Source organism: Streptomyces sp. NPDC006512 (assembly GCF_040611935.1).
Classification (GTDB): domain Bacteria; phylum Actinomycetota; class Actinomycetes; order Streptomycetales; family Streptomycetaceae; genus Streptomyces.
This window is the reverse complement of record NZ_JBEXPG010000026.1, coordinates 37468-59749: the sequence shown is the minus strand read 5'-3', so window position 1 is coordinate 59749 and position 22282 is coordinate 37468. Positions and strand designations below refer to the sequence as shown.

Below are 22282 nucleotides of genomic sequence, written 5' to 3'. Positions count from 1 at the left end.
CTTTAGTAAGTGAGCAACAGCGTGCCAGAAAACTCATCGGACATCCCGCTTTCAAGCCTGTCCGCGGGCCGTCGGGCCTCCGTCATTGCCGCCTCCGTCATCGCAGCCGGCGCTCTCGCCTTCCATTTCGGAATGACGGCTCTTTACAACACGCCTTTCAATCCGATCCGCGAAAAATACGACGAGCAGATTCACTCCTACATGTCACCGTACTTCGGTCAGGACTGGCATCTTTTCGCACCGAATCCAATATCCGAGGATTCCGGTCTGCTCATCCGCGCCAAAATTCCCGGACCGGACGGGGCGCAGGTCACGACGCAGTGGTCCGACGTCACCACCCCGCACATCGACAAGCTCCACGATCAGCGGTTCTGGCCTTCCCGCGTCGAGAGGCTCCCGACCGCCGTGCGTCAGCAGCTCGACGGCTGGCGGGACCCCCAGCTCGAGAAACTGCGTGCGGAGAACCAGCCCGTCCAGCCGACCGGCGGGGCGGCGACAGCGGCGACGGACCCCACCGAACCGGCGGGGGAGCTGAAGCCCGCCCTCACCCAGGCCGAACTCGACGGCCGCGACAGCGCGATGCGCTACGCCCAGGCTCTCGCCAGCGCCGAGGCGCGCCGACTGTGGGGCGCCGACGTGGAGGCCGTGCAGGTCCGGGTCGTGTCCAACGAGTACCCGCGTTTTTCCGAGCGCTACACCAGGGAGAGCAAGGGCAAAGTGGACTATTACGACCTTGACTGGGCCAAGCCGCTGAAGGTGACGCGATGAACGCACCGCATACGGCGGCCGCCGCGCGCGCCCTCGCCGGCCGGTCACTGCAACGCTGGTCCGCAGCGCTCGACGCGTTCAGCCTGCACCGGCGCGCACTGATCGGCAGCGCCCTGGCCCGCATCCTGCTGGGCGCCACCGGCCTGTACTTCTACCTCCGCGACTACACCGACCGCGGCTACATGTGGGGGCCGGACGGTGTGTGGCCCTGGCAGAACTTCACCGGACCGGCGGCGGGCGACGGCTTCTCGCTCTACAACCTCAGCCGGTCGGACCTGTGGTTCGAACTCGTCTTCCACGCCGGCGTGCTGGCGGCGCTGCTGTTCACCTTGGGCTGGAAGACCCGGTTCTCCTGCGTCGCGCACTACGTCTTCCTGTGGTCGCTGAACCAGCGCAATCCCGTCGTGCTGGACGGCGGCGACAACGTCACCGCGATCGTCCTTGTCTTCTTCGTCTTCATCGACGCCGGCGCCCGGTTCTCCCTCGACGCCCGCTCCGCGAAGTCCCGTCCCTCCGGCATCGACCGGCAGTCGGTCAGGTACCGGATCGGTTCCCTCCTGCACCACGCCGGCCTGCTGGCGGTCATCCTCCAGGTCTGCACCGTCTATCTGGTGTCGGGCATGTACAAGGTGCAGGGCGAACGGTGGCAGAACGGCACCGCCCTCTACTACATCCTGCGCGTCAACGAGTTCGGCTGGCCCGGCGTCAACCGGCTCGTCTACGAGAACGCGACCCTGGTCGTCGCCATCACCTACGGCACGGTCTTCTTCCAGCTGGCCTTCACCTTCCTCCTGTTCAACCGCAAGTGGCGGGTGTTCGCCGTGGCGGGCGGCATCCTGATGCATGCGGGCATCGGTGTGCACATGGCCGGACTCATCACCTTCTCGCTGGTCATGATCGCTCTGGAACTGGTCATCATGGGCGACGACCACTACCGGCGGCTGGCCCGCACGTGGCGTCGGATGCGACAGGGGATTCCCGAGCCGGCCACAGCGGCCCCGGAGATCGACCCGCGACCGCGAGCGAACGCCGCCCCCCTCCCTCAGGCGACCTCCACGGGCGCCCGACCGGCCCCCGCCGATCCCGTCCTGACGCGGCTGTGACCGGACACCCCCGGCTCCGTACACAACGGGTCCGGCGCCCCGGCGCGTTGCTGCTCGGCCTCGCGCTGCTGCTGGGCGCCGTCGCGGGGTCCCTCTGGTCACCCGCCCCTCCCGTACTGGGTGGCCGGACCAGCGGGGATGCCACGCTCGCCGAACGGGTGCGGGTGGTGGTGGGCGACGGCCGGGGCTACCGGGGCCTCGCCGTGGCCGTCGTCGAGCACGGCACGGTACGTACGGCCGGGCTGGGCGACTCGGGGAACACCCGTGCGGCCGTCGTCGACTCCTCCACGGTCTTCGAGGCGGGCAGCCTCGGCAAGCCGATGACCGGCATGCTGCTGGCCGATCTGGCGGACCGAGGACGCATCAGCCTCACGGCGCCGCTGCGGACACTGCTGCCCGATTCCGCCGGCATCGGCCCCGGCCTGGCCGACGCCACACTGGAGGACCTCGCCACCCACCGGGCGGGCCTGGACAAGCTGCCGCCCACCTCCGCCATGGCCCTGCGCGAGCTGCGGCTGCGCCTGTTCGGGCACGACCCGTACCGCGGTCTGACCGAGGAGGACGTGGTGAGCTCCGCGGAGTCGGCCGCCATCGGCACTCCGGGGCGCTACAGCTACTCCAACACGGGAATGGCCCTCGCCGGCCTGGCCGCCGCGCACCACACGCGGCAGCCGTATCCGCAGCTGCTGCGGCAGCACCTGTTCAGCCCGCTGGGGATGGCGAACACCCGCATCGTGACCCGTGCGGACCCCCTCCCCCCGTCCGCGGCTCAAGGCCGGAAGGCCACCGGTCCCGCAGCGGACCACTGGTACGCCTCCGGCTACACGCCCGCCGGTGACATCTGGACCACCAGCGACGACATGGGACGTTTCCTGCGCGCCGTGATGGAGGGAAGCGCGCCGGGAGCGCGCGCGGCCGAACCCGGGTACGACGCGGGCCCGGGCGGACGGATCGGACTCGGATGGTTCACCAGCGCCACCGAGGGCCGCCGGATCACCTGGCAGAACGCGGCCACGGGCGGCTTCACCTCGTACATGGGATTCGACCGCGAGCGGGCGCTCGGGGTGGTCGTCCTGTCCAACACCGACCGCCCGGTCGACGGCATCGGGCAACAGCTCCTCGGTCTTGCGGCCGCACCGCAGGACGGGGACGGCGCCCTCGTTCTCCTCACCGTCGCGGGCACCGCGGGGGCCTCGCTCCCCGCACTCGCCGCCGCGGCCGGAGTAGGCGCCCGGCGGACCTTCCGCGGCCGCCGGTTCCTGGACGCCGCGTTCGCCATGACGGCGCTCGCCCTCACCCACCGGCTCGGTGACTGGCTCGCCGTACCCCCGGTGCTGTGGACCGCAGGCCTCCTCCTGGCAGCCGGCGCAGTCGTCCTCGACATCGCCCGCGCCGCCGCCCGGGCCACGCCCGCGCCCGACGGCCCCCACCCCTTCCCGGGGCCCGCCGTACGGGCAGGTGCAGCGCGGGCCGGTCTGCTGGCCGCCACACTGGCCGCACTGGCAACCTCCATGCTCTGACCACCTTCCCGCCCCTACCGCACGACACGAGGAGAGCCACCGTGGCCGAACGTCCGATCCTGCTCTACGACGGTGACTGCGGCTTCTGCACCAGAGCCGTCGACACCGCAGTTCGCCTGCTGGACCCCGACGCCACCGTCACCCCCTGGCAGTTCGCCGACATCGAGGCACTCGGCGTGACGGCGGAGCGAGCCGACCGGGAGGTCCTGTGGATCGAGCCCGGCAAGGGCGTCGTGTACGGCGGCTCGGACGCGGTGGCCCACCTGCTCCAGCGGGACCGCCGCCGGCCCGTGCGGTTCGCCGGCCGCGCCATGGCCCGGCCCCCGGTCAGCTGGGCCGCACGGCTCGTGTACCGGGCGGTCGCGGTGAACCGCCACCGCCTCCCGGGCGGTACGGCAGCCTGTTCCCTGCCCGCTCACCTGCGGCCCACCACCCGTGACGGAGCCTGAAACCAGGACCCCCGGCCATCACGGCCCACCACTTGAAACCCCGACAGCACGAGGAGACGCACCGTCATGAACACCCGCCCGCAGACCGGTCCGGCCGACCCGCCGGGCCCGGCCACCGGCCCCGAACAAGGCAGCAGCCGCTACTCACCGGCCGTCCAGGTACTCGGCTGCCTGCTGGGAACCGTCTGGTTCACCTCCCTGGCCATGTCGGGGGACGAGCGCCCCGCCTGGCTGCGCGCGGCCTACGCGGTCACCGCCCTGGTGTTCACCACGGGTGCGGGATCGATCGCCGTGGCCCGCATCAGGCAACGCCGCCGCGGGGACGCCGCACGGTAACGAGCCACCGCACGAGGCCCCTTCGCATCTCCGCCGAGGAGTGGACACCGTCCACGAGCTGCGTTGAACGTGTTCAGAAAGTCTGGCAACATGGCGTGCGGAAAGGCCTGACAGGCCAGGGGGACGTGGATCCGTCTGCCTTCGGCACCAGCCGGCCGTGAGAACCGGAGGTCGGTACGACATGATCATGCTCTTGCTCGTCTTGTTCCTGGGCCTGGTGGTGACCGTCGCGCCGGGCTTGATCATCGGGTATGCCCTCGTCGCGGTGAGCGGCGAGCTGTCGCTCACCGCGCGGGTCTTGTTGCTGGTGGCCCTGGCGATGGGTACGGCGGCGCTGTGGCTGGGGCTGGGGGAACCCGCCAGTGTCCTGCTGCCGCTGGCCATGCTGGTGTCGTTCCTCACGACCCTCGCCTCGGGAGCCACGTTCCTCGGGCTCGAAGCCCGCAGGCGGCGCGCACCCCGCCACCCCGCCCCGGTCTGGCAGAGCCGGTAGCCGCCCGCCGCTACCCCGCCTGCTTGACGCAGGTCCGGTCCCTCGCCGGCAGCTTGCCGGTGGCCAGGTACCGGTTGACCTGGTCGTCCACGCACGCGTTGCCGTAGCGCCCGAAGAGGGCGTGCCGGTTGGCGCCCTCGAGGGTGACCAGCCTGGAGCTCGGCAGCTGCCTGTGCAGCTCGACGCTTCCCTTGTACGTCGTACGCGGGTCACCGGTGGCGGCGACGATCAGTGCGGGGGCGTCGCGCCGCACCCGGGTGGGCTCTTCGCGCGGCGAGTCCCAGAAGGCGCACGGGTTGATGTTGTTGGTCAGAGCGCCGAACAGCGGGTGCGCGGTGCGGTTGCGCTCGATGTCCCGCCAGTAGAACTCGGGATCGCGCGGGGCGGGCACGTCCCCGCAGATGACGGCGGACTGCGCGCCGGTGGGCTCGCCCTCACCGCGCAGCACGTACCGGAGCTCCGGGACGAGCATCGGCGGCACCGTCGTCGGGCGGCCCTTCGCGGCTTCGGCCAGTACGGAAAGCAGCTCGCCGAACGACGCCCGCGCCGGGGCGGTGTCGTCCGCGATGCCCGAGAAGAGGAGGAGCGGCACCTGGCTGTCGTCGATCCGGAAGGCATCGGCGCCCGCGCCGATGGTCAGCGGACCGCGCGCGGCCGCCGCGACGACGCGGCCGACGGCGGCGAGCACCTCGGCGCGGCTGCGGCCGAGGCCGTAGGTGCCGTGGTGCTCCGCGGCCCACGCGGCCCAGTCGGACAGCGCCTTCTCGTTCTCGCGCTCGGTGCCCTTCAACAGCCGCGGGCGGTAGTCGCTCGGGTTGATCGCCCCGTCCAGCACCATCCGGTCGTGACGGCCGGGGAACATCTGCGTGTAGACCGTGCCCAGGTAAGTGCCGTACGAGTAGCCCAGGAAGGAGATCTTCCGCTCGCCGAGCGTGCCGCGGATGACGTCCATGTCGCGGGCCGTGTTGCGGGTGGTGATGTGCGGGAGCACCGCGGCGTCGGTGGCCCGGCACTTGTCGGCCAGGCTCTTCTGCAGGGCGACCTGGCGGTCGAAACCCGCCCGGCCGGCGCCGGCGGACAGCCAGGTCATGCCGACGGGCAGGCCGCAGTCCAGCGGGGTGCTGCGCCCGATGAACCGCGGGTCGAAGCCGACGATGTCGTAGCGCGCGCCGACCTCCTTCATCGACGCGCGGGCCTGCGGCGGGGACTGGAGCGCGGGACCGCCCGGGCCGCCGTTGTTGAGGAGGATCGCGCCGATGCGGTGCCGGGTGTCGGTGGCCTTGAGCCGGGAGACCGCCACGGTGATCGTGCGCCCCCCGGGGTCGGCGTAGTCCAGGGGCACGGTCACGTCCGCGCACTGCACGCCCGCCTGGTCCAGATCGCGGCCCGTGGTGTCGTCGGGGCCCTTGATGCAGCTGCCCCAGCCGAGGTGCTGACGGTAGTACCGGTCCAGTCCGGCCCCGGAGCCGCCCTGGGCTGGGGTCTCGGCGGCCGTGGCCAGGACGGGGGAGGACGTGAGGCAGGCGGCGAGGGTGAGGCCCACGGCCAAGGCGCGGCGCGCGGCGGGGCTGACCTTGGTCACGGGGTCTCCTTGGGCGTCGTCCGCTTCGTGTGATCGCATGCCCCGAGGCTAGGAACCCGCCCTGGTACGGCACATCGCCCAAGGGCACGAGGACCCCGGTCCCGTCCACGCCTGGTCCTGGACCTGCGGTCCGGTCCGGCGTCCTCCTCCGGGAGGAGACCGTCGGCGGCTCCGCAGAGGGCGGTCCCGGCCAGGCGCCCTTGGGGAGGGGAGATCGCCGCACTGGCATGCTGTCAGGAGTTCTCCGGCTCCAGAATCGAGACGACCCCGTGTCCGCTTCCCAGATCCTCTTGCTCTTCGCCTCGGTGTTCACCGCCGCGGGGTCGGCCATCGGAGTCGTCGCCTCCCTCAAGATCCGACGCGTCCGGTTCCTGCTGAGGGAGGGCGGCACTGCGCGGGGCGTGGTGACCCGTCTTGAGGAGACCCGGATCGCGCCGGCTTCGGAAACGGGCAGCACCAGCCGGAGCGTCGGAACCACCGTGTACTACCCGGTCATCACGTGGAGCACGGGCGACGGCCGCGCAATGGAAACCCGGACGAACATCGCTCGCCCCAAGGACAGGACCCTTCCCGTCGGTGCCCGCGTCGAGGTCCGCTACGACCGGGCAGACCCGTCACGCTGGACGATCCCGGCCGAGGGCACCGCCTTTTGGTGGCTGTTTTGCGCAATGGGCGCGCTGTTCGTCGCGATGGGGCTGGGGTTCGCCTTGGGAGGCCTGTTGTAAGGGGCCTTGATGTGCCAAACGTTCACGAAGCACCCGGGTCCGTACACCTGGAGTCATGAGGAAGCATCTCTAAGGCCCAAGACCAGCTCACAGAGCCCTACTGGACGGGCGCACGGCTGAGGTTCCCCCGTTTGCTTCCCCTCGTACTCGATCGGGCCGAGGTAGCCGAGTCGTTTCTGGATACGGCGGGGGTTGTAGAACCCGTCGATGTACTGCAACAGCGCGAGATCCGCCTCGGCCCTGCTGGTGAAGACGCGGCCGCGGATGCCATCGGATCCGTCTAGGTGTCTGAACGGCCGGGCGCCGGCCTCAGGGATGCATCATGCGACCACCAGTGGCGATGGGCCTGTGAGTATTGAGAACACGCCCACTGGCAAGCCAAGTCGCTGAGGGCGGCCAGCATGAGCTTAGGGCTGTCCCGCGAAGGACTTCGAGGGGCGGGGCTGCGTGAGCCCGGCCGGGGGCGAAGCAGGCGGATACTGTGGAGCGGCGCATCGGTGTGGCGGTCTTGGGGGGACGAGTGGGACGCAGCAGGCTGCCTGTGGAGAACGCAGGCAATGGCGATCTCTGCCTCTTCATCGAGCCGTACGGTGAGGACTTCTACCTGAAGCCCGGTGAGGTCTTCACGGTCGCGCCCGAAGCCGAGGGGATCGATGTCTGGTTCTCCACCGTTGTATGGGAGGGAGGCGTCACGGTGTGGCCCTATGAAGACGGCGATCCGACCAAGATTGTCCTGGAGTACACAGTGACTGACGCCAACGGAACCCGGCTGGAGTGCGGTCACCAGAGGCCCCCGAAGCCGGCTAGCTCTGACGTGGCTGAGCTGGGTTGACCTTCTTGTAACGGGGGCAGGGCACAATTCTGCAGCTGGGCGATTCCCAAATGGACCCCCCTCAGCGGTGATCGTCAGCCCGCGATCAACGGGCGGCTCCTGACGGTGGTTCCGGCCCGCGGGCAATCCGCGCGCGGGCCGGACGGCCACCGACCCCCGGACCGCGGTCCGGAGGGGCGATCGACACCGCTCGCAGGGTCCTGCGGCTGCCCACTGCAATCGGCTGACTGTCCTTCGAAGGCCTCCAGTGCCGGGCCGGCCGGCGCCTGCGGCGGCCGCACCGCCATCGTGCTCGCCGCGAAGAGCCCGGGCGTTCTTCAGCGTTCGACTGTGTCAGGTGTCGAAGGCCTGGTCGCCAAGGGAAGGAACTGGCGGCCGATATCAGCACCGACCCGGCGGTCTACCGCGATGAGGCGCAGCGGTCGGGGGAGGGCGGCCGCCCCGACGGGGGCGGTCAGTAGTGGCGGCTGGTGCGCTTCGCCCGGGAGTAGAAGGGCCATGCGAGCCCGCAGGTCATGACGATGAGGACGTACCAGCCGATCTTTCCGAGGCAGCCGACGCCGTGGACGGTGCGGGTGTGCTGGTTCGCGACGTGGACCTGGAAGGGCTGCTGCGGCGGCTGCCCGTACGGCTGGTGGTATTGCGGCGGGTACTGCCCGTAGGGGGACTGGCCCTGGGGCGGCTGTCCGTGGGGCTGCTGGGGCTGACCGTAAGGCTGCTGAGGGTATCCAGACATGACGGGGTGTCCTTGGGAAAGGAGGGTCGTCCCCAGGTCATGCGGTGCGGCGCGATGTGGCAGGGGCTGGCACAGAATGCCAGATTCCCGAGCAGCCTGCATACACGTCTTACATGAGAGCGACTCAGAAGGTGCGGAGGACCTCGACGGCTCGCTCGGCCGCTGCGTCGGTTCGGCGGGACGCTCTGGCCGTATCCCTGGGACTGCCGGTCTCTTGGCCCGGGTATCGCCCCGGAGGTCCATGGTCGGCAACCGTCAGGACCTGGCCCTGCACGATGACCAGCTGACCGGTTCGACAAGGCTCCCGCTCGACGCCGACGAATCCAGCGGCGCGCCCGGCGTCGCACGCTCTGGACACTGCGCGCACTGCGGTAGGAGCGCCGAGGTCCGGCCGCTGTGGGCGGACTCAGCACTGGGCAAGCCTCAGGTGAGCCTGGGCAAGCCCTCCATTACGGGGCTTGCCCAGGCTTCCGGTTAGCTTGACGTTCAACGTTTCAGGCTGAACAACGCCTCAATCTCCCAACGGTCCGGGGGCCGGGGCTCGGAGTCCCTGGATCAGTTGGTTTTGCCGATAGTACTGCGGGCCGCGAGGCGGAAGTCCTTGACGGCTTCGTAGAGGGTCCGCTCTCGTTCGGCGGCAAGGGCGAGGTCTTCGGCCTTGTGGGTGGTGTTGCCCGCGTGGGCGTTCTCGGCTATCCGTCGCATGACGTGTGAGAGGTCGGCGGAGGCGACGGTGACGCGTTCCGCGACTTCCGCGAGAGGTGCCGGCCCTTCGAGGATCACGATTTCGCAGGCGCGGTGGACCTCGCGGGCCAGGGTGATGAAGCGGCCTGTCTTCTCGTCGATGTCGGGCAGATCGGGTTGGTCTGCACGCAGCGCGTCAAGGACGGCGTCCATGGCGATGTCGCGGTCATGGAGAGCGCTGAGGTAGCCGGCGTATGCGTCGCGGCGATGCTGGCGACTCCATTGCGCGTGCTGGGACCGTGCCTGAGCACGGCCGTTGACGATTGCGGCCCCGAGGGTGGTGGCGGAGCCGACGGCGGCGCCCAGCAATGCGGCAAGTCCTGAGTCCATGAGCCCTAGTCTGCCGTTCTTGCTGTTCATCCAGTTCGCCGGGGCCTCGTCCCCCTTCGTGTGATGTGCGGGTCGGGTGTAGGACTCACCGGTGGCGAAGAGCCGCCCGACGTCGTAGCGGGTGGCGGGCCGCCTGTTCTTCGAGCCGAGCGGGCGGCCGGGGCCGGGCCGTGTGGGTTTCGGTGCACCGGCCGGCGTGCCCGTCTTCGCGTGCAGATTCCCGAACCCGCGGCGGACCCGGGCGGGGGTGAGGCTGTCCGGTTCCGCTGGTCGCTCCCATGGTCGGCGCAGATCCCGTGCGAGAGGGCGGGCGAGGCGGAGTTGGGCATGTGCGGCCAGGACGAGCCAGGTCCAGCGGTCGGCCGCGCCGGAGTTCCGGAGCCTGGGCCGGGTCTACCCGAGAGTTTGCTTGAGGAAGCGGAAGGTGTGCTCCACGTCGAACCGTCGCAGGAATGCTTGCCGGCACGGATCCAGGTCCTCGGGGCGGGCACCGGTCCGGGACCGCCACAGCCACACAGGCTTGTTCACCCCACCGCTGGGCAGTTTCGCGACCGCCAACCGGATCACCGTGCCTTCGATGACCGGCAAGGGGCCCTTGTGGTCGATCCACGGCACCGGGACCGGCTTGCGCATGCACCGGTCCGAGCGCAGCCGGCCCAGCACTTCGACCGGCAGATCGCTGAGGAGGTGGGCAAGGCGGGGCGCGTCGTAGTCGGCGTCGAGGACGACCGCTTCGAGGCCACCGTCCTGGTCGCCGCGATCGACTCGCCAACCCGATGCGAGGCATCAAGGGCGGCAAGCCGGCGATCAAGATACCCGCATCACTCACCGCGGTCGACGTGGAGTCCGCCGCTGTCGCCGCACTGCAGGATCCGGCCCTTCACGTGGTCGTGCAAGCGGCGGTCTCATTCAGGGGGTCGTCCGGTGAACTGTTTGGTCAGCGGGCACTCACCGTACGCTCCGGGCATGAGTGAACGCTTCGGCTACGCGAGATGCAGTCTGGACAAGGAGGATCTCACCGCCCAGCGCGAGATCCTCCTCAGCCTGGACGTTCCGGAGGACGGGATCCACGTGGACCACCACGGATTGACCGGAACCGATCGCGACAGGCCCGGCCTGGCCCAGGCCTTGGCGGCGGTGCGTGCCGGCGACACCCTCGTCGTCCCCGAGCTCGACCGCCTCGCACGCTCGGTGCCCGACGCCCGCGACATCGGAGACTCCCTTACCGCCCGCAGGGGCAAGCTCTCGCTCGGCGGCACCCTCTACGACCCCGCCGACCCGATGGGCAAGATGTCCTTCGGCATCCTGGCCACCTTCGCCGAGTTCGACGTCGACCTTCCGCGCATGCGTACCCGCGAAGGCGTGGCAGTGGCGCGGGCCAAGAGCAAGCTCAAGGGGAAGCAGCCCAAGCTCACCGCCCGCCGGCAGGCCGACTTGGTCAAGCAGCACCAGTCCGGCGAGCACACCATCGCCGGCCTTGCCGAGCTCTTCTCTGTCAGCCGCGCCACCGTTTACCGCGTCATTGAGCGCCACGAGAACGCACCCGCGCTGTCGAAGCCCGGCGGGCAGTGACGTGCTGCCCTACGTCTACCAGGTCACGAAGTACGACCCCGCCGACCGCGACCAGAACGGCCACTACGCGGGTACTGAGCCCGCGACCAGTGACCACGGGCCGGTTGAAGCCGCCTACCTGCAGGCCGTTGCCGCCTTCGCCGAGGACACCGGCGTCGACCAGCTGGCCATCCGCGAGCCGCAACTCGCAGGCTTCGTCCACTTCGGCCTGGAACCACCGATCGACGGCCACGGCCTGGCCGGCCTCTTTCCCGCCGACCACGCCGGGTTCCACGACGGCGCACTGGTGCCGATCGACGTCGGCCTGGAACTCGTCCGGGCCATGCTCCGCGACAACGGCGCCTGGTGCCGCCTGGAGGCGGAGGGAGCGTTCACGGTGCACGTCGGCTGGGACCAATACCTCTACCTCGGCAGCAGCCGACCCTGCGAAGCCGCGCTGACCCGCACCCGCGCGCTCGGCCTGTTCCCGGAACGCCTGGACGCATCGCCGTACGACTTCACCCCCGACGACCCCGCGTACGTGCAGCGTCCGGCCGACGCCGACTTCTGGGCCCGCCTGGACTGGACCGTCAGCGCCCACCGCGCCGTGTTCCTGCAGGAGGCCTTCGCCGACAACGCATCCCGGTGGCACCGCCTGAGCAGCGACACCATCGAGACCGTCCGATCCCGACTGGCCCCGCGCTCCCAGCTGGCGGTCTGGCCGGACCTGCTCACCGACATCGACACGGCCGTGGCCGCCCTGCCCGATGAAGGCCTGGTGGAGATCATCTGGGAGGACCAGGACGGGCAGATCACCAGCACGGTCGTGGACGACACCCAGTTCGAGGCGGTGACCTCCCAGCTCGCCGACGCGCGTGCTGCCGGCGTCGTATCCATGTACGCCGGTGAAGATCTCCCGCTGTTCACCGCCGTACTGCCCGACAGCGACGGGGTTCTCCGCGCTCGCTGGCAGACCGAGCCGACACCCAGCGACCGGGACTGGGTCTTCCTGAAGACTCTGCGGCGCGGTCAGGTTGTCACCGGCACGGTGACCTCCATCGCCAGCTTCGGCGTCACCTTCGTGGACATCGGTGGTTTCACCGCGATGATCAACATTCCGGAGCTGTCCTGGCGTCCCTTCAGCCACCCATCCGACGTCGTCAGCATCGGCCAGGAGATCACCGCCGAAGTCCTCGACGTCGACATGGTCTGGGAACGGGTACCGCTGTCGCTGCGAGCGGTGCAGGAGGACCCGTGGCCGCAGGTCGCGCAGCGGCTTGGACAGGTCGTCACCGGACAGGTCACCAAGATCCTCCCGTTCGGCGTCTTCGTCCGCATCGAAGACCGAGAGGACGGCTTCGAAGGGCTCGTGCACACCAGCGAGCTGGATGAAGCGACCCCGGTTGTCGTCGCGGTCGGCGACGCCCTCACGGCGAAGATCATTGATGTCGATCTCGCCCGGCGTCGCATCGCCTTGTCGCAGAGGCAGGCCGGAACACCCCGCGCAGAGGGAGATCGCCGTTCCTGAGGAAACGGCTGCCCACACGTCCAAGGACGACGCCCGCGGCCCAGGGCGCCGGCACGGTCGGCCGCCCTTACGGCTTGCCCGTGCTGTGGGCTACAGGTGGTCACCGCAGAAGGTATCCACCCGATCTCTGCATTCTGTGACCTTCTCCTCCGCCGCCCTGAACCTCTTCCGGGCGTTTTCGACCGCGATCTCTTGGGCTGCGATCTCCTTGGGGTCCGGGGGCAGTGCCGCCTGCAACTCGGCAAGCCGTTCCCTGGCCTCGTCCCACTCCCTGTGAAGACGAATCTTTAGCTGCTGTGCTCGCTCGAGGTCGGCCTTGGCCGCCTCGCACTGCTCCTGAGGCATGTTTCTCCCTAGCCCGAAGATGACGCTTCAGCCTCACGGGCAGGCAGCCGGCGTGCACGCCGGCTTAGACCAACTAGCTGTTCGAACGCCCGTGCGTTCTGAGGCTGAGCCAGTGGCTCCGCTGTGCTACAGCAGCTGTCCCTGCTCGGTGACCGTGTACGTGCGGCCGCCGCGGACGGCGAAGCCTGAGGTGTCTCCGGCCGCCGCGACCCCGTCGGACCAGACCGGCAATGCCGTGTCGCCCTGGCCACTGCCGAAGACCGCGCCGACGGACAGATGGCGGTGCCCGGCCGTCGTATCAGGGGCCGTAGGGCGGCTTCACCAGGCCGCGCCCCTGTGCGTGGTCACCGACCCCTCGCCGTGCCACACCGCCGGCTGTACGGGTTTGGTGGTGGAGCGCACCTGAAGGCTCGATCGGTCGGTCCGGGGCATCGGTGGGGCTGCACACCGCGAGCGCCGGCCACGACGGGATGCCGCCGGCGCTGCCGCTGCCGCTGCCGCTGCCGCTGCCGCTGACGCGGTGAGTTGTGGCTCCCGTGGTGGGTGTTTCGTGGGCGGGACGCTCCCGATGCCACCACCACCCGACCACCGTCAGTCCCATGGGCCCCGGCCGTGGCGAGCGAGCGGTCTACGACCACCTCCTCGTATGCCCCCGGTAGGCGGCTGCGATCATGTAGCAGCTCAAGATCCATCTCGGCTTTTCAGGGGGAGACCGTGCACGAAGGACCACTGCCACGCCGCTATCGAACCACGACCAAGAAGACGTTCACAGTCGTGTGGGTAGCGGGCCTACCGATCGCCGCTTTCCTCCTGCATACCTGGAACGAGTCCTTTCCCCTCTGGCTGCAGATAACGACCACCGTCGCCTGCGCGGCTGGTTTCCTCTGGGCTCTGGGCGCCGCACCGCGGACCTTCACCAACGTCGACGCCGACGGCATCTCCCTCCGGGCGGGCATGCGCACACGCCGCTTCGGCTGGGCCGACATCTACGACATCCGTACCGTCGCTCCGCCCTCGCCCCCGGTGGGGGAGCGTGCGACCCCGGAGAGGGTCGTCTACGCCTACCGTTCGGACGGCCGACGCGTGCTTCTGCCGAACCTGGACACCACCGAACTCGGTGAAGAGCGACTTTCACATGAAACGGCGGCCCTGCGCGCCCTCCTGGAGGAGCGACGGGCGCCCGGCTGGGCGCCGGACCCGCGTGTGGAAGCAGACATAGCCCGGCACGAGGCACGGTACGCGAAGCGGTATCGGGCTCTCACCGGCCGGATCTCCCTCACCCTGTTCTGCCTTGTCGTTCTCGCCGTCATCATCACCGGCACGACCATCTTCTGAGCACCCACGAACGAAACGACTCGGTACGGCCCCAGCCGGGCGTCCATCGGGTCCGTTCGCCGTGCGTGCTGCGGCATCGTCGGATCGCGGCGGTCCTGGCCGTGGCCGGCGGCACGGTGCGGTGTTTGAGGGGTGCCGTGGGCGAGCGGTAGACGCGGACGGTGGAGGTCCGGTCGGAGGACATCGAGCCCCCCTGGAGCCAACTACTACGTGGATCCCGGTGACCCGAAGGCCACAGACGATTCTGTGAAACGCCTTCCCGTGGACTTCCAGGACGGCGACACCTTCGCCGTCTACGACCCGAGCACGGGCGACCTCAAGACGATGTACCCCAGTCCCGAGCCGGGACGACACGCCTAGGAGAAGCGCATGGACGCGAAGACGAAGTCCTTCATCGGCAGCGCCTTCGGCCCCGACTACATGAATGAGCCGGAAGACCTCAAGAAGGGGATCCAGGGGAGTCTCGCCAACCCTGGCCCCTTCTCGAAGACCGTCGCAGACCAGCGTGACGGATTCGCCAAGGTGATTCGCACGCGGGAGATGTCGCTCGTCGAGTGGGAGGACATCACGCAGGGGAGTCTCGATTTCTGCAGCGAGGACGACCTGTACGCGTTTCTCGAGAAGGCGTACGACTATTTCTTCGGCGACGCCACCGAGTTCCCGTATCCGCCCCAGGCCTGAATCCGCGGGCCGGGGCAGCCCGGGATTCCTGCCCCGGGTCGCCGGTGTGGGTCCCCGAAAGCCGTGTCCTCACACGTCGCTCCGATCTGGGGTTTCATGGCCGGATCCCGCAGCCGTGTCACATCCCCTGTCCCGGTGCGCTGCCCATTTCCCCGGTCCCAGAGGGCTGTTCAGCACGTCATGTACCGGGACCAGGCGGGCCGCTGAGCTCAGGGTGAAGAAGTGGGGGCGGTCGCCGGCTCCGCCTCGACGGAGTCGTTCCTTCGTCGTTTCGCGCCGGCTGTGCAGCCAGCCGGCGGCCACCGAACTGGGGAGCTGACCGTAGAGGGTCCGCCCTCGCAGGGACGACCCCGGCGGCACCAGCCGGGCGGGGGCGTCGCCTGTTGGGTGCGGCCGCTGGGCGTGTGGCGCGGAAGGGCCCGCGAGGGGAGCGGCGCCGTCTCACCGCTTCGGGTGTAATTCCTGGTTTCTGTGACGCCGGATAAGGCCCCCCGGGTCGGGCCCGACCGACATGGTGCGGTTGGCCGGTCGGCCCACGGCGAACGGGTGCGGGAGAAGTACGTGCTCACCAAGGGCAAGCCGGCACGGACCGGATTCCTGAGCTCATGGGCGGACGGAGCCGAGCCGGAGGTTTACGTGGCCGACGCGGCCGAGTACCGGGAGGGCTCCGGGCGAAGCCGGCGGAAGACGCACCCGCGCTACCACCTGCACTTCACGCCGACCAGTGCGTCATGGCTGAACCTGGTGGAGCGGTGGTGGGCCGAGCTCACGCAGAAGAAAGAGAGAGAGCTCAAAACGCGGAGTCCACCGCTCCGTCCATGCCCTCGAACGCGATGTCCGAGCCTGGCCGACCGACTGGAACGATCAGCACAGGCCCTTCGTCCGGACGAAGAGCGCCGACGAGAACCTCGACGAAGTCGCCGCCTACTGCCTAGGAATCTCTGACTCAGGTCACTAGCCGACGGCGGGGTGGGCCGTGATTTCGCCGGTCGTGTTCAGGTTTCTGGGGTTCGTACCTGAGAGACCGACGTAGCCGTTGACCTCGGTGGGGGCGAGGCCGGGGTCCGTGGCCTTGTCCTTACCGGTGAGGGCGTCGAGTACGACCGTGCCGTTGGTGGTCGCTGCGTACACGGCGCCGTGCCAGGCCGTGGTCACCTCGGGTAGGAGCCGGGACTTGTCCTTGCGGTCGATGGTCCAGAGTTCCTTGAATGTTGTGGCGTCGAGTGCGAACACCCCCTTGTCGGCCGTGCACACTATCGTCGAGCGCTGGTCGTGCAGGCAGGAAAGATCTGTCGGTTCGCCCAGTGCCTTTTCGTCCATGCCGGCCGGCGGCCGGCCAGTGGATACGTCCAGCAGCGCCGCGCTGTTCTGGGGGCGGGTCGAGATTCCGCTCAGATTCGCCGTGAACAGGCCCGCGCCGACCGAATTCAGTTCCAGCGCGCTCTCCCGGTTCGTCCAGGCCTCCTTCCCGTCGGTGATCGCCAACCCGGTCACCTTGGTGCCCTCACCGCGTCCGACCACGATGCCACGGTCGACGATCTCGCCGTAGAATCCCTTGGCCGTCCAGACGGTCTGCCGCGTGGTCAGGGAGATTCCGATGGTGGTCGAGCCACCGACGCGGACGACCGCGGTCGTACCGTCGGAACCGATCAGTACGACCCCACCGCTTTGGCGGTCGGGCTTGTCGACCGTGGCGGTCCACAGCCGGGTACCGGACTCGGCGGTGACCGCCGTGATTTCGATGGCGGCCCGGCTGGGTGTGGTGCCCGAGCCCGGCACGACCACGGCGAAGGCGGCCAGCACTGCGGCCTTTCCGTCGATCTGCACGAGGGTCGGCCTGGCCACAGGGCCCGTACCGTAGGAGGAGTCCTGCTCCGGCTGGCCCTGCGGCTTGATGCTCCACCGCTCTTTGCTGTCGAGCGCGCCGACGGCCTTCACCTCGCCCGCCGAGGACGCGTACGCGGTCGTGCCGTCGAGGCGTACCGCCCATTTCCCCTTGCTGAATCCGCCGGCTATGGGATCACTCGTCTTCGCCCCGAACTTCAGCGGCGGATCGTAGGACTTCGAGGCCGTCGGGACCGGTGGCGTGGTCGGCCCCGGCGCGGCCTCCTTCTTGGGCTGGTCGGTAACCGGCTGATCAGCACCGCCGCACGCCGTTGCCAGGCACAGAGTCAGGCCTGCAGACATAACCATTGAACACACCCGCCATGTATGGCGCATGCTTCCTCCCCCATGTGATGAATCATCAGTAAGATCCTAAACGGACCTCACCCTGGTTGAGTTGACGTATGGCCGTCCGGTCAATGCGGCGTAGTTGGACGTCCGACAGGTGCCGGGCGTGGTCAGGGCAGAGGCTCCGGCCTTCGCGAAACCTGCGGCATCCCCCGTTCGTACAGGGGAGGGCGCCAGCAGCTTCTACGGACAGGGCAGGGCGGGCTTCGTCGTCCATGTCCATGCCGGGACAACGCCGTGCCGTCGCCCCTCGGTCACCACCACGGTCCCCACCTGCGGCTGCGGGGTCTGGTCGGCGTCCCGAGGGCGCGCCAGTACGGCCGCCGTCCGCTCGCCATGCCGGACGGTACCGCGGACTCACCGCCCATGCGGCGCGTCCGGCGTTACCGGGAACGTACGCGCCCCGACCGTCCGGATAAACGGATGGTCGGGGGTGAGCGTGACGCGGCAGGATGCTCCGCATGACGTTGCGCACCCCCGAGCTGCACACCGCCCGCCTGCGACTGCGGCCGTTCACCGACGCCGACGCGGTGCCGCTCTACGCGCTGCACAGCAGCGCTGACGTGCTGCGCTACTGGGATTCCCCGCCGTGGACCGACCGGGCCCGCGCTCAGCGCTTCATCGCGACCTGCCAGACGATCGAGGAGGAAGGCACGGGAGCGCGGGTGGCCGTCGACCGCTGCTCCGACGGCGCGTTCATCGGTTGGTGCGGCCTGACCAGCTGGAACCCGGACTTCCGCAGTGCGTCCCTGGGCTACGCCTTCGACGCCGCCGCCTGGGGCCGCGGCTATGCCACGGAGACCGCTCACGCCGTCCTGCGGTGGGCGTTTGACACCCTGGACCTGAACCGGGTCCAGGCCGAGACAGACACCCGCAACGTGGCGTCCGCCCGGGTCTTGGAGAAGCTCGGCTTCGTTCGCGAAGGCACCCTCCGCGAGGACTGCGTCGTCAACGGCGACGTCTCCGACTCCTGGGTTTTCGGTCTCCTCCGCCGCGAGTGGCACCCGACGACCGCGCCGACGGCCGGCGGCCGTTAGGACCGAGACCTGCCCGCGCCTTTTGGTCCGCGCCCCCACCGAGGTCACTGTGGGCCGCTCCGGCAAGCTCAGCGTCCTCGCTTGCCCCACCGATGTCCGAGGCCCGGGCCGAGCACGGTACGGCGGCGCGGCACGTCATCCCCTCCGCGTCCCACAGCGTCAGCGGCCGGTCCCAGGACACCACACCACGCATCCGGCGCGGCGCTGCTGTGCCCGGCAGCCACGACGGACGGCCCGGGCGGAACGCATCCCGCCCGGGGCCATTCGCAAGGGTCGAACGCAGTCGAATCCGCGACGGGCCAGGACTCAGCGGTCGGCGCAGCTGAGGCAGTCCCATCCACTCCAGTTCGCGCCGGGAGCGGTGCGGAGCCGACCCCAGGTCTGGGTGTTGGAGCCCTTGGCGTAGATCCAGATGGCGTGGGGGCCGATGTCGGTCTGCTCCCTGATGCTGATCTTGCTCCAGACGGTTCCCCCGAGGGAGTACCAGCCGGACCACTGCCCATTGGTGGTCCAGCGGGTCCACACTGCGTAATCGGTGCCGACCAGGAACTGTTCCCGCTGGTCCCCCGGAAGCGCGTGGTTGGTGACGCCGTACTCGCAGATGTACTGGGCGCCGCCGGTACTGCACGGGGCGGCCTGGGCCGGCGCGGCGGCGACGGCGAGTCCGGCCACGGCGGCGAACGCGAGGATGGCGGCCTTGATCTTCTGCACAGCTGGTGACGCTCCTTCGATGACACGCCGGGAAGCCGTCGGTCAGTCAACTCCCGCACGCGTGTTCACCCTAGCCAAGCGTCCCGCCCTCCCCGGCACCGCTCTCTCTGGCGCTTCGGATCACGGACGGGAACCACCCCGCACGAAGCGACGAGGTAGCTGGCGACCTCGTCGCAGGTACTGACCTCGTAGTCGTGGTGTCGCGAGTGTGAGTCCGGTTCCGGTAAGGCATCCCTCGATGAGGTCGCTGCGCTACCGGAACCGGCGGAGGCGGTGTCGCAGCCGGCGGATGAGGTGGACGGGGTCGGTGCAGGACCGACCAGATGCCTTCCACCGGGTTGGGGCCGGGTGCGTACGGCGGCGGCAGGTGGTAGGCGGTGATCCAGTCGCGCGTCAATGAAAGCCCTCAGCCGGCGGTCTTTGTGGACGTTCATGATGCCCCTGTGGTTCGTCAAGCAGCGGGAAGCGCCGTTGTGGCAGCCTGAGGTCGGATGTGCCAGTAGAGCTCCCGGGCGACGCAGCGTTCGCGGCAGCGGATGATCTGGCGCCTTGGCATGCCCTGGGCGGTGCGTCGCCATCTGGCACAGCGGTTCAAGGAGCTCAGCGGCGTAGCGGCCGCCCGCGCCTACCGCTTCGCCGCCACCGTGTTCGTGCGGGGCGCCCGGTATTCTTTCTGAGTAGAGCGAGGCCGCTCAACCATCGGGAGAGCGGATTGCCCGGCAGTTGGGATCCCAAGGCCATCCGCGACGATCGTTGCGGGTCTGTGTGAGCGGGTTCGCGTCGATCTCGCCGGAATCGATGACCTCTGCAGGGCCAACATGACGTCAGGCCAGGTACGTTGCCCCCATGGCTGACTTCTTGATCGTGATCACGACCGTGGACAATCAGGATGCCGCGCGGAGGCTGTCGCGCTCGGCGGTGGAGGCGAATCTGGCGGCCTCCGGGCAGGTGACCGGACCGATCGAGACGACGTACCGGCATCTCGGAGAGGTCTCCGCAGGCACGGAGTTCCAGGTGACCTTCCGTACGGCCGGCGACCGGCGCGAGGCCCTGGAGAAGCACCTGGTGGACAACCACCCGTATGACTCGCCTGAGGTGATCGCGTTCGCGATCGACGCCGGCCGCGCCGAGTACCTGGAGTGGATCACCCGCGCTACCCGCTAGCCCTTCGCGCGTTCCAGCAACGCACCCACCGGGGCGAGGGAGCGGTGGGGCTCCAGCCGCTTGACCATCAGGCGGGCCCGACCCATCGGTCGGATCGATGCGAGGCCCTCGGAGAGGTCGAACACCCGGGCCGTGATCGCGGCTGCGTGCTCGACCTCTCCGGCGTCCAGGTAGGCCGCAGCCAGCCATGTCAGGTACAGCGCCTTGTCACGGGACCGGGAGTCGTCGTACCGCCCCAAGGCGTCCTCCAGGGCCGGGATCGCCCGCAGCGGCCGGTGCAGCTCTGCCCAGCATCTGCCCGTCATGATCGCGATCTCGTCGCTGTCCACCCAGTACGCCCAGTCCGGACCCGGCTCGTCGGTGTGCTCGCGGATGGCCTCCTCTGCGATGCCCAAGGCGTAGTCCGCCTCCCGAGCGTTTCCCGAGGTGGCTTGCTGCCATGCCAGCCGGTCCGCCAGCAATGCCCGCACGACGGGTGCCGTCCCCGACCCGAGTGCCTCGTACGCGGCTGTCGCGAACCTGATCCCGGAGCCGCCGCCCACCGTCCACTCCAGGTACGCCAGGAAGGCCAGCGAGTTGCCTTCCAGGGAGCTGTCCTCGGCGGCGCGTGACGCGGCTAAGGCGGTCATGTAGTGCCCGCGGGCGTCGTTGTATTGCCCCGCGTCGTAGGCCGCCCAGCCGGCGAGCTGGGCCTGTTCGGCGATGATGCCGCGCAGTGCCTGGCCGGTCGCCTCGCTGTAGACGCCCTCGTCGGTCAGCCGGGTCGTGGCCTCCAGTTCCCGGGCGTACATCTGGTAGGTGTCTCCGCCACCCACGAAATCGTCCAGGCGCCGGAGTCGGGCGGTGCGCTGGCTCAACTGTCTTGGGACATCAGCCCCGATCCTCCGTCCCGACGAGAGCAGCGAAGAGGGCTGTATGACGGCGATCCCGGCGCCGGCCGAGACCGACATGAATCCGCGGCGGTCGAACACATCGTTCTCCTGGTCGGTCTGGTTCCTGTGCTCTTGTCGGCGAAGGCGCCGTGCGACAGCCACGGCCCGGCGTAGTTCCTCCTCCGGTACGCCGAACTCCGCAGCCAGCAGCGCCCGCGAAGCCGGATCCGGCAGCCGCTCGTGGGTCTCCCACCGGGACACCGCTCCCTGCTCCAGCGGGTACCCCCGTCGGGCGGAGAGATCAGCCGCCAGCCCTTCTTGCGTGCGCCCGCCGGCCATCCGCAGGCGCCGCAGCAGCGGCCCGATCGGTTCCACGCCGTCGCCCTCGTTCGTGGTCATCATCGCCATCCCTCGACCGTCCGCAGAGCCCGGATCCCAGCCTGGCCGTAAAAGCTGGCCATGTCCCCGGAATGGCCATGCCTTCTGGCCCATCCGTCCAAACGCGTACGGCAGTTGACTGGTGACAGCCGCCCGGGAAGGGCGGCCTCCCCCTCGCAGCGGGCCTCAGGTCCCTACCCCATGTCGCACCTCGGCTGGCTGCGTCCCCGGAGCGAAGCGCCTGCCCGAGAGCAAGGAGAGAGCCGTGGCCCCTCAGATCCGTCCGCGCCAGCGTCAGACCGTGCCTGGCTGGGTCAGCGAAGGAACGTCGATCTTCGATCCGCTGGAGAACCGCCGCGGCATCGTCCAGTTCATTGGCGAGTACGAAGACGCGACCACTCGGGTCTCGTATGCGAACGCGGTCTTCGCCCGCCCCCAGGGCGGCGGCGTGGAGTGGGTCGTCCAGGACCCTTCCAGCCTGGAACGCGGCTGAACCCCCAGGGCCCCGTGGGGCTGGCGCCAGCACCTGCCGTCCTCCTCTACGTCGCGTCCGCCAGCGCGCTGGTGGTCGCCCTGACGTCGCAGGCGACCCCAGCCGCTGACCCCGCGGATCCCCGCCCGGCACTACCCCCAGATTTCCCGCAGGAACCCCTGCGGGACACGTCAAGGATCAGGAAGGAGTACGGGATGAACGAGAACGCTCCCACCGAGCAGGCCAGTGGTCTGCTGATCGGTGTCCGCCGGATCAACGCGGCGCGGTCGCGCGCCGAAGAGGCGTCGGACAACACCGGTGGCAAGTCGGACATGAACGACACCTGATCGACCGAGGA

The 22282-nt window shown here is 69.4% G+C and carries 24 protein-coding genes and 2 pseudogenes; 17 read left to right on the top strand and 9 right to left on the bottom strand.

Annotation, left to right across the window (positions count from 1 at the left end; translation table 11 throughout):
- The first annotated feature begins 9 nt into the window (after positions 1–9).
- From ABZZ17_RS19650 to ABZZ17_RS19625, 6 genes are all read left to right on the top strand, one after another.
- A complete protein-coding gene (locus ABZZ17_RS19650; RefSeq protein ID WP_356877564.1) occupies positions 10–768 on the top strand; it encodes a DUF5819 family protein in 759 nt (252 codons plus the stop codon).
- Complete coding sequence (locus ABZZ17_RS19645; RefSeq protein WP_356877563.1) at positions 765–1871, top strand: HTTM domain-containing protein; 1107 nt, start codon at positions 765–767, stop codon at positions 1869–1871. The genes ABZZ17_RS19650 and ABZZ17_RS19645 overlap by 4 nt, the downstream gene beginning before the upstream one ends.
- On the top strand, positions 1868–3391 hold the full coding sequence (locus ABZZ17_RS19640; protein WP_356877562.1) for a serine hydrolase domain-containing protein: 1524 nt from the start codon (positions 1868–1870) through the stop codon (positions 3389–3391). Before ABZZ17_RS19645 ends, ABZZ17_RS19640 begins: the two co-directional genes overlap by 4 nt.
- Before the next feature lie 41 nt (positions 3392–3432).
- Positions 3433–3840, top strand: coding sequence for a DUF393 domain-containing protein (locus ABZZ17_RS19635; RefSeq protein ID WP_356877561.1), 408 nt, complete (start codon positions 3433–3435; stop codon positions 3838–3840).
- A 66-nt stretch (positions 3841–3906) separates the two neighbouring features.
- Positions 3907–4176, top strand: coding sequence for a hypothetical protein (locus ABZZ17_RS19630; RefSeq protein WP_356877560.1), 270 nt, complete (start codon positions 3907–3909; stop codon positions 4174–4176).
- A 187-nt stretch (positions 4177–4363) separates the two neighbouring features.
- On the top strand, positions 4364–4669 hold the full coding sequence (locus ABZZ17_RS19625) for a hypothetical protein (RefSeq protein ID WP_356877559.1): 306 nt from the start codon (positions 4364–4366) through the stop codon (positions 4667–4669).
- A gap of 10 nt (positions 4670–4679) precedes the next feature.
- On the opposite strand, the gene ABZZ17_RS19620 is transcribed toward ABZZ17_RS19625, so the two are convergent.
- Positions 4680–6290 carry an alpha/beta hydrolase gene (locus ABZZ17_RS19620; protein WP_356877558.1) on the bottom strand — a complete coding sequence of 537 codons (1611 nt, stop codon included), beginning with the start codon at positions 6288–6290 and terminating at the stop codon, positions 4680–4682.
- A 230-nt stretch (positions 6291–6520) separates the two neighbouring features.
- On the opposite strand from ABZZ17_RS19620, the gene ABZZ17_RS19615 reads away from it, so the two are divergent.
- A complete protein-coding gene (locus ABZZ17_RS19615) occupies positions 6521–6976 on the top strand; it encodes a DUF3592 domain-containing protein (RefSeq protein ID WP_356877557.1) in 456 nt (151 codons plus the stop codon).
- 53 nt (positions 6977–7029) lie between these two features.
- Here the strand turns inward: ABZZ17_RS19615 and ABZZ17_RS19610 are convergent, their stop codons facing one another.
- Positions 7030–7242 carry an IS3 family transposase gene (locus ABZZ17_RS19610; protein WP_356877617.1) on the bottom strand — a complete coding sequence of 71 codons (213 nt, stop codon included), beginning with the start codon at positions 7240–7242 and terminating at the stop codon, positions 7030–7032.
- Between the two features lie 275 nt (positions 7243–7517).
- On the opposite strand from ABZZ17_RS19610, the gene ABZZ17_RS19605 reads away from it, so the two are divergent.
- Positions 7518–7808 (top strand): hypothetical protein, encoded by a 291-nt coding sequence (locus tag ABZZ17_RS19605; protein ID WP_356877556.1) that lies wholly within the window; start codon positions 7518–7520, stop codon positions 7806–7808.
- A gap of 454 nt (positions 7809–8262) precedes the next feature.
- Here the strand turns inward: ABZZ17_RS19605 and ABZZ17_RS19600 are convergent, their stop codons facing one another.
- The 3 genes and pseudogenes from ABZZ17_RS19600 to ABZZ17_RS19590 form a co-directional block, all read right to left on the bottom strand.
- A complete protein-coding gene (locus ABZZ17_RS19600; RefSeq protein ID WP_356877555.1) occupies positions 8263–8544 on the bottom strand; it encodes a hypothetical protein in 282 nt (93 codons plus the stop codon).
- A gap of 555 nt (positions 8545–9099) precedes the next feature.
- A complete protein-coding gene (locus ABZZ17_RS19595) occupies positions 9100–9618 on the bottom strand; it encodes a proline dehydrogenase (RefSeq protein ID WP_356877554.1) in 519 nt (172 codons plus the stop codon).
- A 26-nt stretch (positions 9619–9644) separates the two neighbouring features.
- Positions 9645–10347 (bottom strand): annotated as a pseudogene (locus tag ABZZ17_RS19590) (transposase); the annotation flags it as partial.
- A gap of 237 nt (positions 10348–10584) precedes the next feature.
- On the opposite strand from ABZZ17_RS19590, the gene ABZZ17_RS19585 reads away from it, so the two are divergent.
- Together ABZZ17_RS19585 and ABZZ17_RS19580 are read left to right on the top strand one after the other, a co-directional pair.
- Positions 10585–11190 (top strand): recombinase family protein, encoded by a 606-nt coding sequence (locus ABZZ17_RS19585; protein ID WP_356877553.1) that lies wholly within the window; start codon positions 10585–10587, stop codon positions 11188–11190.
- Between the two features lies 1 nt (position 11191).
- The gene (locus ABZZ17_RS19580) at positions 11192–12697 is read left to right on the top strand and encodes a S1 RNA-binding domain-containing protein (protein WP_356877552.1); all 1506 of its coding nucleotides are present in this window, start codon (positions 11192–11194) and stop codon (positions 12695–12697) included.
- 90 nt (positions 12698–12787) lie between these two features.
- On the opposite strand, the gene ABZZ17_RS19575 is transcribed toward ABZZ17_RS19580, so the two are convergent.
- Positions 12788–13042, bottom strand: a complete 255-nt coding sequence (locus ABZZ17_RS19575; protein WP_356877551.1) for a hypothetical protein — start codon at positions 13040–13042, stop codon at positions 12788–12790.
- Between the two features lie 714 nt (positions 13043–13756).
- Here ABZZ17_RS19575 and ABZZ17_RS19570 point away from each other — a divergent pair.
- From ABZZ17_RS19570 to ABZZ17_RS19560, 3 genes and pseudogenes are all read left to right on the top strand, one after another.
- The gene (locus ABZZ17_RS19570; protein WP_356877550.1) at positions 13757–14377 is read left to right on the top strand and encodes a PH domain-containing protein; all 621 of its coding nucleotides are present in this window, start codon (positions 13757–13759) and stop codon (positions 14375–14377) included.
- 369 nt (positions 14378–14746) lie between these two features.
- Positions 14747–15058, top strand: coding sequence for a hypothetical protein (locus ABZZ17_RS19565; RefSeq protein ID WP_356877549.1), 312 nt, complete (start codon positions 14747–14749; stop codon positions 15056–15058).
- 690 nt (positions 15059–15748) lie between these two features.
- Positions 15749–16016, top strand: a pseudogene (locus tag ABZZ17_RS19560) (IS630 family transposase); the annotation flags it as partial.
- Here ABZZ17_RS19560 and ABZZ17_RS19555 read toward each other — a convergent pair.
- Positions 16013–17278, bottom strand: a complete 1266-nt coding sequence (locus tag ABZZ17_RS19555; protein ID WP_356877548.1) for a PQQ-binding-like beta-propeller repeat protein — start codon at positions 17276–17278, stop codon at positions 16013–16015. The pseudogene ABZZ17_RS19560 and the gene ABZZ17_RS19555 overlap by 4 nt on opposite strands.
- A 473-nt stretch (positions 17279–17751) precedes the next feature.
- Between ABZZ17_RS19555 and ABZZ17_RS19550 the strand changes: the two genes are divergently transcribed.
- Entirely contained in the window at positions 17752–18327 is a 576-nt protein-coding gene (locus ABZZ17_RS19550; protein ID WP_356877547.1) for a GNAT family protein, read from the top strand.
- A gap of 306 nt (positions 18328–18633) precedes the next feature.
- Here the strand turns inward: ABZZ17_RS19550 and ABZZ17_RS19545 are convergent, their stop codons facing one another.
- Positions 18634–19038, bottom strand: coding sequence for a hypothetical protein (locus ABZZ17_RS19545; RefSeq protein ID WP_356877546.1), 405 nt, complete (start codon positions 19036–19038; stop codon positions 18634–18636).
- An 846-nt stretch (positions 19039–19884) separates the two neighbouring features.
- Between ABZZ17_RS19545 and cutA the strand changes: the two genes are divergently transcribed.
- Positions 19885–20202 carry a divalent-cation tolerance protein CutA gene (gene cutA / locus ABZZ17_RS19540; protein WP_356877545.1) on the top strand — a complete coding sequence of 106 codons (318 nt, stop codon included), beginning with the start codon at positions 19885–19887 and terminating at the stop codon, positions 20200–20202.
- Here the strand turns inward: cutA and ABZZ17_RS19535 are convergent.
- Positions 20199–21482 (bottom strand): helix-turn-helix transcriptional regulator, encoded by a 1284-nt coding sequence (locus ABZZ17_RS19535; RefSeq protein WP_356877544.1) that lies wholly within the window; start codon positions 21480–21482, stop codon positions 20199–20201. The genes cutA and ABZZ17_RS19535 overlap by 4 nt on opposite strands.
- 235 nt (positions 21483–21717) lie before the next feature.
- Between ABZZ17_RS19535 and ABZZ17_RS19530 the strand changes: the two genes are divergently transcribed.
- Positions 21718–21945, top strand: coding sequence for a hypothetical protein (locus tag ABZZ17_RS19530; RefSeq protein WP_356877543.1), 228 nt, complete (start codon positions 21718–21720; stop codon positions 21943–21945).
- 194 nt (positions 21946–22139) lie between these two features.
- Entirely contained in the window at positions 22140–22271 is a 132-nt protein-coding gene (locus ABZZ17_RS19525; RefSeq protein ID WP_258054030.1) for a hypothetical protein, read from the top strand.
- Positions 22272–22282: the final 11 nt, after the last annotated feature.

Bases quoted from the DNA above. Each gene is read 5' to 3' on its own strand.
- ABZZ17_RS19645 (WP_356877563.1), top strand. From the start codon at position 765: ATGAACGCACCGCATACGGCGGCCGCCGCGCGCGCCCTCGCCGGCCGG.
- ABZZ17_RS19630 (WP_356877560.1), top strand. From the start codon at position 3,907: ATGAACACCCGCCCGCAGACCGGTCCGGCCGACCCGCCGGGCCCGGCC.
- ABZZ17_RS19625 (WP_356877559.1), top strand. From the start codon at position 4,364: ATGCTCTTGCTCGTCTTGTTCCTGGGCCTGGTGGTGACCGTCGCGCCG.
- ABZZ17_RS19620 (WP_356877558.1), bottom strand. From the start codon at position 6,290: ATGCGATCACACGAAGCGGACGACGCCCAAGGAGACCCCGTGACCAAG.
- ABZZ17_RS19600 (WP_356877555.1), bottom strand. From the start codon at position 8,544: ATGTCTGGATACCCTCAGCAGCCTTACGGTCAGCCCCAGCAGCCCCAC.
- ABZZ17_RS19595 (WP_356877554.1), bottom strand. From the start codon at position 9,618: ATGGACTCAGGACTTGCCGCATTGCTGGGCGCCGCCGTCGGCTCCGCC.
- ABZZ17_RS19585 (WP_356877553.1), top strand. From the start codon at position 10,585: ATGAGTGAACGCTTCGGCTACGCGAGATGCAGTCTGGACAAGGAGGAT.
- ABZZ17_RS19575 (WP_356877551.1), bottom strand. From the start codon at position 13,042: ATGCCTCAGGAGCAGTGCGAGGCGGCCAAGGCCGACCTCGAGCGAGCA.
- ABZZ17_RS19565 (WP_356877549.1), top strand. From the start codon at position 14,747: ATGGACGCGAAGACGAAGTCCTTCATCGGCAGCGCCTTCGGCCCCGAC.
- ABZZ17_RS19555 (WP_356877548.1), bottom strand. From the start codon at position 17,278: ATGCGCCATACATGGCGGGTGTGTTCAATGGTTATGTCTGCAGGCCTG.
- ABZZ17_RS19550 (WP_356877547.1), top strand. From the start codon at position 17,752: ATGACGTTGCGCACCCCCGAGCTGCACACCGCCCGCCTGCGACTGCGG.
- cutA (WP_356877545.1), top strand. From the start codon at position 19,885: ATGGCTGACTTCTTGATCGTGATCACGACCGTGGACAATCAGGATGCC.
- ABZZ17_RS19535 (WP_356877544.1), bottom strand. From the start codon at position 21,482: ATGGCGATGATGACCACGAACGAGGGCGACGGCGTGGAACCGATCGGG.
- ABZZ17_RS19525 (WP_258054030.1), top strand. From the start codon at position 22,140: ATGAACGAGAACGCTCCCACCGAGCAGGCCAGTGGTCTGCTGATCGGT.